The sequence below is a fragment of the Kitasatospora sp. MBT66 genome (assembly GCF_000710405.2).
Classification (GTDB): Bacteria; Actinomycetota; Actinomycetes; order Streptomycetales; family Streptomycetaceae; genus Kitasatospora; species Kitasatospora purpeofusca.
Genome location: NZ_JAIY01000006.1, coordinates 1236728 through 1244517, shown reverse-complemented (window position 1 = coordinate 1244517; position 7790 = coordinate 1236728). Strand labels below are relative to the sequence as shown.

Annotated in this window: 5 protein-coding genes; 4 read left to right on the top strand and 1 reads right to left on the bottom strand. The window is 73.9% G+C overall.

Annotated elements, in window-relative coordinates; all coding sequences use genetic code 11:
- Positions 1-242 precede the first annotated feature (242 nt).
- Positions 243-1244 (top strand): NAD(P)-dependent oxidoreductase, encoded by a 1002-nt coding sequence (locus BI06_RS17965; protein WP_030392935.1) that lies wholly within the window; start codon positions 243-245, stop codon positions 1242-1244.
- 282 nt (positions 1245-1526) lie between these two features.
- Entirely contained in the window at positions 1527-2705 is a 1179-nt protein-coding gene (gene moeZ / locus BI06_RS17960) for an adenylyltransferase/sulfurtransferase MoeZ (protein ID WP_030392934.1), read from the top strand.
- Positions 2706-2853: 148 nt separating this feature from the next.
- Here the strand turns inward: moeZ and BI06_RS17955 are convergent, their stop codons facing one another.
- The gene (locus BI06_RS17955; RefSeq protein WP_233290178.1) at positions 2854-5598 is read right to left on the bottom strand and encodes a lysylphosphatidylglycerol synthase transmembrane domain-containing protein; all 2745 of its coding nucleotides are present in this window, start codon (positions 5596-5598) and stop codon (positions 2854-2856) included.
- Between the two features lie 134 nt (positions 5599-5732).
- On the opposite strand from BI06_RS17955, the gene BI06_RS17950 reads away from it, so the two are divergent.
- Both BI06_RS17950 and BI06_RS53625 read left to right on the top strand, forming a co-directional pair.
- On the top strand, positions 5733-6098 hold the full coding sequence (locus BI06_RS17950) for an MGMT family protein (protein ID WP_030392932.1): 366 nt from the start codon (positions 5733-5735) through the stop codon (positions 6096-6098).
- A gap of 43 nt (positions 6099-6141) precedes the next feature.
- Positions 6142-7790, top strand: a 1649-nt coding sequence (locus BI06_RS53625) for an ATP-dependent helicase (RefSeq protein WP_369826143.1), incomplete at its 3' end; no start/stop codon positions are given.

The window sequence follows — 7790 nt, the reverse complement described above, 5'->3', positions numbered from 1 at the left end:
CGGCGGGCACGGCGGCGCCGCCCGCGCCGTCCGCCGGGCTGCTCGGCGGCGGCGCGGTGGCACTTGCCCTGCTGCTGTACGCGTGGCCGGTGCTGGGCCGTCCCGATGCGCACCGCTGACCGCCGGCCGGCCCGGACGGCGCCCAGGGGTGGTCGGACCACCCCTCGAACTCCCGCTTTCCCGTTGTTCACTCGGACCCGCCAGACCGTGCCCGGTCTGGCTTCGTGGAAGGACGCCCCCCGATGAGGGTGCTGCTGCTGGGCGCCGACGGCTTCATCGGCCGTCGGGTCACCGATCGCCTGCTCGTGGATCCGGAACTGCAGGTGACGGTACTCGGCCGGCGTGACTCCGCCGACATCCGTTTCGACCTGACCACCGGCAGTCCGGGGGCGCTGGCCCGGTTCCTGGACGCGGTCGCGCCGCAGGTGGTGATCAACTGCGCGGGTGCCACCTACGGCAGCTCGCGCACGCTGATCCGGGCCAACACGCTCGCCGTGGCGACCGTCTGCGAGGGGATCCGGCGCAGCCGGGAGCCGGCCAGGCTGGTGCACGTGGGTTCGGCGGCCGAGTACGGGCCGGTCCCGGGCGGGGTGCCGGTGTCGGAGAGCGCCGAGCCCCGGCCGGTGGGCCCGTACGGGGTGTCGAAGCTGGCCGGGACGGAGCTGGTGCTGGCCTCCGGGCTGGACGCCGCGGTGCTGCGGGTGTTCGACGTGGTCGGCCCGGGGGCGCCGACGGCCTCGCTGTTCGGGCGGCTGGCGGAGGGGCTGCGGCGGGCGCTGGAGCGCGAGGAGTCCCAGGTGCGGATGCCGGACCTGTCCGGATACCGGGATTTCGTGGATGTCAGGGATGTCGCGCGGGCGATCCAGGCGGCCGCGGTCTCGGCCGCGACCGGGGTGATCAACATCGGCAGCGGGCATGCCGTCCGGGCCCGGGAGGCGGCCCAGCTGCTGGTCCGGGCGTCCGGCTTCGAGGGCTCGGTGGTGGAGGAGAACCGGCAGGTCGTCCTGCCCGCGCAGGCGGGCGGTCCGGTCGAGCACGTGCCGGGGCACGTGCCCGCGCACCACCTGCCCGGCCACCGGCCGGCGGAGCCCCGTCCGGGCGAGGGGCGGGCGCCCGCGGGGGAGCCGGTGCCGTGGCGGCAGGCCGATGTGCGGACCGCCAGGGACCGTCTCGGCTGGCGGACACAGGTGCCGCTGGAGGAGTCGCTGGGGGACGTCTGGCTGGAGACGGCCTGCCGGGTCTGAGCCGGCGCCTCCGTCGCGGCCCGGACCGGCCTGGACCGGTCCGGGCCGCGACAGCACCGGAAACCCGCTGCTTCCGGGCCCCGGGACGGTCCGCGGCGACCGTTCCGGGGCCCGCCGCGTGGTCCCACCATCCGGTGCGGCCCGTCTCGTCCTTCGGACGGGCTGTCTCGGAATACCGGGGCGGCGTGACACTGTTGGCCTAGCAGAGCCACCGCGGTGGCGTCGCAACAAGCCCCAAGAGGTTGGCCCCGGCCACCCGAACCGACGAGCAACGGAGAACCCGTGTCGCTGCCACCCCTGGTCGAGCCGGCCGACGAGCTCACCGTCGACGAGGTCCGCAGGTACTCCCGCCACCTGATCATCCCCGACGTGGGCATGGCCGGGCAGAAGCGGCTGAAGAACGCCAAGGTGCTGTGTGTCGGCGCCGGCGGTCTGGGCTCGCCCGCGCTGATGTACCTGGCCGCGGCCGGCGTCGGAACGCTGGGGATCGTCGAGTTCGACGTCGTCGACGAGTCGAACCTGCAGCGGCAGATCATCCACGGCCAGTCGGACATCGGCCGCTCGAAGGGCGAGTCGGCGCGGGACTCGGTCAAGGAGATCAACCCGTACGTCGAGGTGATCCTGCACGACGAGCGCCTCGACAACTCCAATGTCATGGAGATCTTCTCCGGCTACGACCTGATCGTGGACGGCACCGACAACTTCGCCACCCGCTACCTGGTGAACGACGCCGCGGTGCTGCTCGGCAAGCCGTACGTGTGGGGCTCGATCTACCGCTTCGACGGCCAGGCGAGCGTGTTCTGGGCCGAGCACGGCCCCTGCTACCGCTGCCTCTACCCGGAGGCGCCGCCGCCGGGCATGGTCCCCTCCTGCGCCGAGGGCGGCGTGCTGGGCGTGCTGTGCGCGTCGATCGGCTCGATCCAGGTCACCGAGGCGATCAAGCTGCTGGCCGGGGTCGGCGACCCGCTGGTCGGCCGACTGATGATCTACGACGCCCTGGAGATGAACTACCGCCAGGTGAAGGTCCGCAAGGACCCGAACTGCGCGCTCTGCGGCGAGAACCCGACCGTCACCGAGCTCATCGACTACGAGGCCTTCTGCGGCGTCGTGTCGGAGGAGGCGCAGGCCGCGGCCGCCGGTTCGACGATCACCTCGAAGCAGCTCAAGCAGTGGCAGGACGACAAGGAGGACATCTTCCTGATCGACGTCCGCGAGCCCGGCGAGTACGAGATCGTCAGCATCCCCGGCGCGGTGCTGATCCCGAAGAACGAGTTCCTGATGGGCAACGCGCTGGAGCAGCTGCCGCAGGACAGGAAGATCGTGCTGCACTGCAAGTCGGGCGTCCGCTCGGCCGAGGTGCTGGCCGTGGTGAAGTCGGCGGGCTTCTCCAACGCCGTCCACCTGGGCGGCGGCGTGCTCGGCTGGGTGAACCAGATCGAGCCGCACAAGCCGGTCTACTGATCGCACCGCGTCGCACCGACCACCGTGAAGGGCCCGCTCCGGCGGGCCCTTTCCGCGTTCCGGGGCCCTTTCCGGGTTCCGGACCTTTCCGTTCCCGGACCCTTTCCGCGTTCCCGGGCCCCTTCCCCGAGGAGCCCGGAACGGGTCGCTAGAGCGCGCCCTTGCGCTGGAGCACGTTGTAGGAGATCCAGCCGGGCACCACCGGCAGCCAGAAGGTGAGCGCCCGGTAGAGGAAGACCGCCGGGGTGGCGACGGCGGCCGGCACGTCGGCGACGGTGAGCGCGCCGATCAGGGCGACCTCGACCGGGCCGATGCCGCCGGGGGTGGGGATGGCGGAGCCGGCCGCGTTGGCGGTCAGGAAGACCACGGCGACCGCCGAGAAGGAGATCGAGCCGCCGAAGGCCTGCACCGAGGCGTCCAGGCAGGCGGTGAACGACAGGGTCAGCAGCAGGATGCCGCCGAAGCCGGTGACCAGCTTGCTGGGCGTCTGCATGAGGTCGAGCATCCGCGGCACCACGCCGAAGAACAGCGAGCGCAGCCGGTTCAGCACGAACCGCCGCAGCGGGGCGACCGCCGCCACCACCAGCGCCAGCACGGCCGCGCTCAGCACGCCGATGATCACCGCGCGGGAGGCGGAGAGGTCGCCGTTGGTCTGGCTTCCGGTGATCAGACCGAAGCTGAACAGCAGCAGCAGGTGCCCGGTCAGGCCGGCCAGTTGGGAGGCGCCGACCGAGGCGACCGCCTGGCCGGAGCGGATGCCCGCCTTCTGCAGGTAGCGGGTGTTCAGCGCGATGCCGCCGATCGCGGCCGGGGCGACCAGCTTCACGAAGGAGCCGGCGATCTGGGCGGCCACGGTCCGGCGGAACGGCAGCTTCTCCGGGACGAAGCCGGTCAGGCTCATCGCCGCGGCCACGTAGGAGAAGCCCGCCGCGGCGAGCGCCACCGCGGCCCAGGCCCAGTCCATCTGGGAGAGCTTGAGCTGGGCCGGCTTGACGGTGGTCAGCGTCAGATAGGCGGCGAACGCGAACGCGATCACCATGATCAGGGTCTTCGGCTTGAGCCGCTCCAGCCTGGCCGGCTCCATCGGCGCCTCGGGCGCGATCTGCAGGATCTGGCCGCGGATCCGGCTGAGCAGGTCCTCGCCGGCGACCGCGATGTCCTCCTCGGCCTGCTCCTGGGTGCGCTCGCCGGCGGCGACCTGCTCCAGTGCCTTGGCCTGGGCGGCGGCCTTGCGCTCCTTGCCGAGCTTCTTCAGGTCGACCCTGGTCGAGCGGCTCATCCCGACCGGCTGGAGCAGCGGCAGCGCCTGGGCGACCCGCTCGGCGCCGAGCACCGCGTTGGCGGTGGCGACCGTGCGCTCCGGGCCGATCCGCAGCGCGAAGGTGGTGAGCAGCTGGGCGACGTCGATGCGCAGGGTGAGGTCGGTGGCCGCGATGTCGCCGCCGGAGAGGTTGACCAGGCAGGCCGTCTTCCCGTCGACGACGAGCAGCGACTCGCCGGTCAGCCGGCGGTGGGCGATCCGGCGCTCGTGCAGGGCGGCCACCGACTCCCACAGCGAGGCCATCACCCGGTCGGTCACCTCCTCGTCGGCGAGGTCGTCCAGGGTGCGGCCCTCGACGTTCTCGTAGACCAGGATCGCGGCGTCCGGGCCCAGCTCGGAGGTGGCGACCAGCTGTGGGGCGCGGGCCCCGGAGGCGGCGGCCGCGTACGCGATCAGCGCCTCCTGCTCCAGCGCCTGGCGCAGCGACTGCGGGCTGCGCCGCACGGCCACCGAGCGCAGCCGCAGCCGGCGCCAGGCCCGGTAGAAGAAGCCGGAGGCCTGCTGCTCGCGGTCGACGATGTGGACGTCCAGCGGCGGGCCGCTCTGCTGGGCGACCAGGTAGCGGCGGGTGCCGCCGGGGGCGTCGGGGGCGCGGTGGGCGCTGGCCGGGGTGAAGCCGACCTTGCGCAGGCCGATCATCAGGTGCTGCCCGGTGGGCCGGATGTTCGGCGAGCCGATCGCGTAGAGGGTCCCGTAGGCGACGGACCAGCCGATCAGCACGGTGAGCAGCAGGGACAGCGGGGTGGTGTAGCCGCCGAGCAGCTCGGTGATGCCGCTGAAGACGACCACCACCCACAGGGCGACCCGCCAGCGCGGTCTGCTCGACATGCCGACCGCGGTCATATAGGCGATCACCGGGGCGAGGTAGCCGTGCACCGGATCGGTGAGGGTGCCGACGGAGTCCAGCGGGAAGCGGGTCAGCGCGTCCCGGATGTGGTCGGAGGCGCCCTCGGCCACCCACCAGTCGATGCCCAGCGAGACGCCGTAGGCCAGGACCGAGGCGAGCACGCCGTCGGCGACCCGCAGCCCGTCGCGTTTGATCAGCCGCTCGACCGCGAAGGCGAGCGGCACGGCCAGCACCGCGACGTTGGAGACCAGGCCGGTGATGGTGGACAGCACCGGGGAGAAGCGGGGCGCGTTCTCGGCGATGTCGATCTCGATGCCGGTGGTGGTCGAGGTCGCCACACCGGCGAGCACGAACACCGCGACGATGCCGAAGACGCCGGCCAGGAAGCGGATGAGGTCCGAGGGGCGGTGCGCGCGGGCGGCGAGCAGCGGTTCGTCGACATCCAGGTGCGGGGTGTCGTCCAGCGGATCGTGCCCGGGCTGCGGGGCTTCCGTGCCGTCGGTCACAGCCCCCGGTCCGGGGTCGGCCGCGGGCGGTTGGCTGGGTACGGCGGCGGGCGCCCCGGTCGCGGGGCCGGCCGACTGGGGGCTCTTGATCGTCCGTTCCTTGATCAGGGAGACTTCCGGTGACGGCGCGGCGGCAGGCTGTCCGCCGCGACCTGCGGGCATGCTGGCGGAGGACTCGTCGGAGCCCTCGTCCACACCCACGTCAGCCGTCCCGGTCATCTGGTCTTGTCCTCGTATCACCACTCACCGCCCCGAAGATGGTGGCATGCCTCGGCGCCCCGCGCTGGACAGGGGCCGGATCGGGCGCGGCGGATCGTTCGCACGGCCCCCGCCGTCCGGCCGGATGCGGAAGAATGCCGCAGGTGACGGACGCCCCCGACGAGGCCGGCCACGGCGAGCTGCCTCCCTTCGCCGAACTCGTGCTCGACCTGACCGAGCGGATTCCACCCGGCCGGGTGATGACCTACGGAGACATCGCCGAGTACCTCGGCCAGGGCGGGCCCCGGCAGGTCGGCCGGGTGATGGCCCTGTACGGCGGCGCCGTCCCCTGGTGGCGGGTGGTCCGCGCCGACGGCCGCCTGCTGCCCGGCCACGAGCACCGCGCCCTGGGCCACTACGGCGACGAGGGCACCCCGCTGCGCGAGCTCGCCGACCCGCCCCGGGTCGACCTGCGGCGCGCCCGCTGGGACGGCGGCGCCCAGGGACTGGGCGACAGGTAGCGCCTACGGTCCGGATCGGCCGGAATCATGTGCGCGGACGGGAATGACGGGGCAGGATCGTAGGCTCGATGTACGACGGGCCCCTCGCGGGGCCCGCCCGCAGTTGCCGAGCACGACCCCCAGGACGTCCGTGAGCTCCCCCTACCGTCTGGTGCGCAGCCCCCTCGTACCGCCCGTACCGCCCGAACTCGACGCCTACCAGCGCGCCGTGGTCGAGCACGCGGGCGGTCCGCTGCTGGTGCTCGCCGGCCCGGGCACGGGCAAGACCACGACGCTGGTCGAGGCCGTCGCCCGGCGGATCGAGAACGGCACCGATCCCGAGCGGATCCTCGTCCTCACCTTCAGCCGCAAGGCCGCCGTGGAGCTGCGCGACCGGATGGCCGGACGGCTCTCCGCCACCGCCGCCGGTGCCCGCGCCGCCGCCCCGCAGGCCACCACCTTCCACTCCTTCTGCTACGCCCTGCTCCGCGCCCACCAGGACCCGGCCGACTACGCCGAGCCGCTGCGGCTGCTCTCCGGCCCCGAGCAGGACGTCATGGTCCGCGAGCTGCTCGCCGGCGGCGCCGAGGACGCCCGGCGCGGCCGCTCCCGGATCGCCTGGCCGCTCGACCTGCGGGCCTGCCTGACCACCCGCGGTTTCGCCGACGAGGTCCGCGCCGTCCTCGCCCGCAGCCGTGAGCTCGGGCTGGGCGAGGACGAGCTGGCCCGCTTCGCCGAGGGCGTGCGGCGCCCCGACTGGGCCGCCGCCGCGCACTTCCTCGCCGACTACCTCGACGTCCTCGACCTGCGCGGCGTCCTCGACTACGCCGAGCTGGTGCACCGCGCCGTGCTGCTCGCCGAGCGCCCCGAGGTCGAGCGGAGCCTGCGCGAGCGCTACGACGCGGTCTTCGTCGACGAGTACCAGGACACCGACCCGGCCCAGGTCCGGCTGCTGCGGCGGCTGGCCGGCGGCGGGCGGGAGCTGGTCGCCGTCGGCGACCCGGACCAGTCCATCTACGCGTTCCGCGGCGCCGACATCAACGGCATCCTGGAGTTCCCGCAGACCTTCCGGCACGCCGACGGCCGCCCCGCCGAGGTCAAGGTGCTGCGGGTGTCCCGCCGCTCGGGCGCCGTGCTGCTCGCCGCCGCCCGCGAACTCACCCGCCGGATGCCGATGGGCCGGCTGCCCAGCGACAAGCTCGCCCAGCACCGCGCCCCGCTGCCCGCCCGGGAGGGCGGCCGGGTCGAGGTCCGCACCTACCCGACCCCCGGCGCCGAACTGGACTCGGTCGCCGACCTGCTGCGCCGGGCCCATCTGGAGGACGGCGTGCCGTGGGGCGAGATGGCGGTGCTGGTCCGGGCCGGCGCCCGGTCCATCCCCGGGGTGCGGCGGGCGCTCGGCGCGGCCGGGGTGCCGCTGGAGATCGACGGCGACGACCTGCCGCTGCGCGAGGAGCCGGCCGTCGCCCAGCTGCTGCTGGCGCTGCGGGTCTGCGCCGAGCAGGCCGTCCGCGACCGCCGGGACGACGCCGAGGACGACCGGGACACCGAGGACGGCGGGGCCGGCCCCGGCACGCCCGACCCGCTCACCACCGAACTCGCGCACGCCCTGCTCACCGGTCCGCTCGGCGGCCTGGACGGCGCCGACCTGCGCCGCCTCGGCCGCACCCTGCGCGAGGAGGAGCGGGCCGCCCTGCGCGCCGAGGCCGCCGA

Bases quoted from the DNA above. Each gene is read 5' to 3' on its own strand.
- BI06_RS17965 (WP_030392935.1), top strand. From the start codon at position 243: ATGAGGGTGCTGCTGCTGGGCGCCGACGGCTTCATCGGCCGTCGGGTC.
- BI06_RS17955 (WP_233290178.1), bottom strand. From the start codon at position 5,598: ATGACCGGGACGGCTGACGTGGGTGTGGACGAGGGCTCCGACGAGTCC.
- BI06_RS17950 (WP_030392932.1), top strand. From the start codon at position 5,733: ATGCCGCAGGTGACGGACGCCCCCGACGAGGCCGGCCACGGCGAGCTG.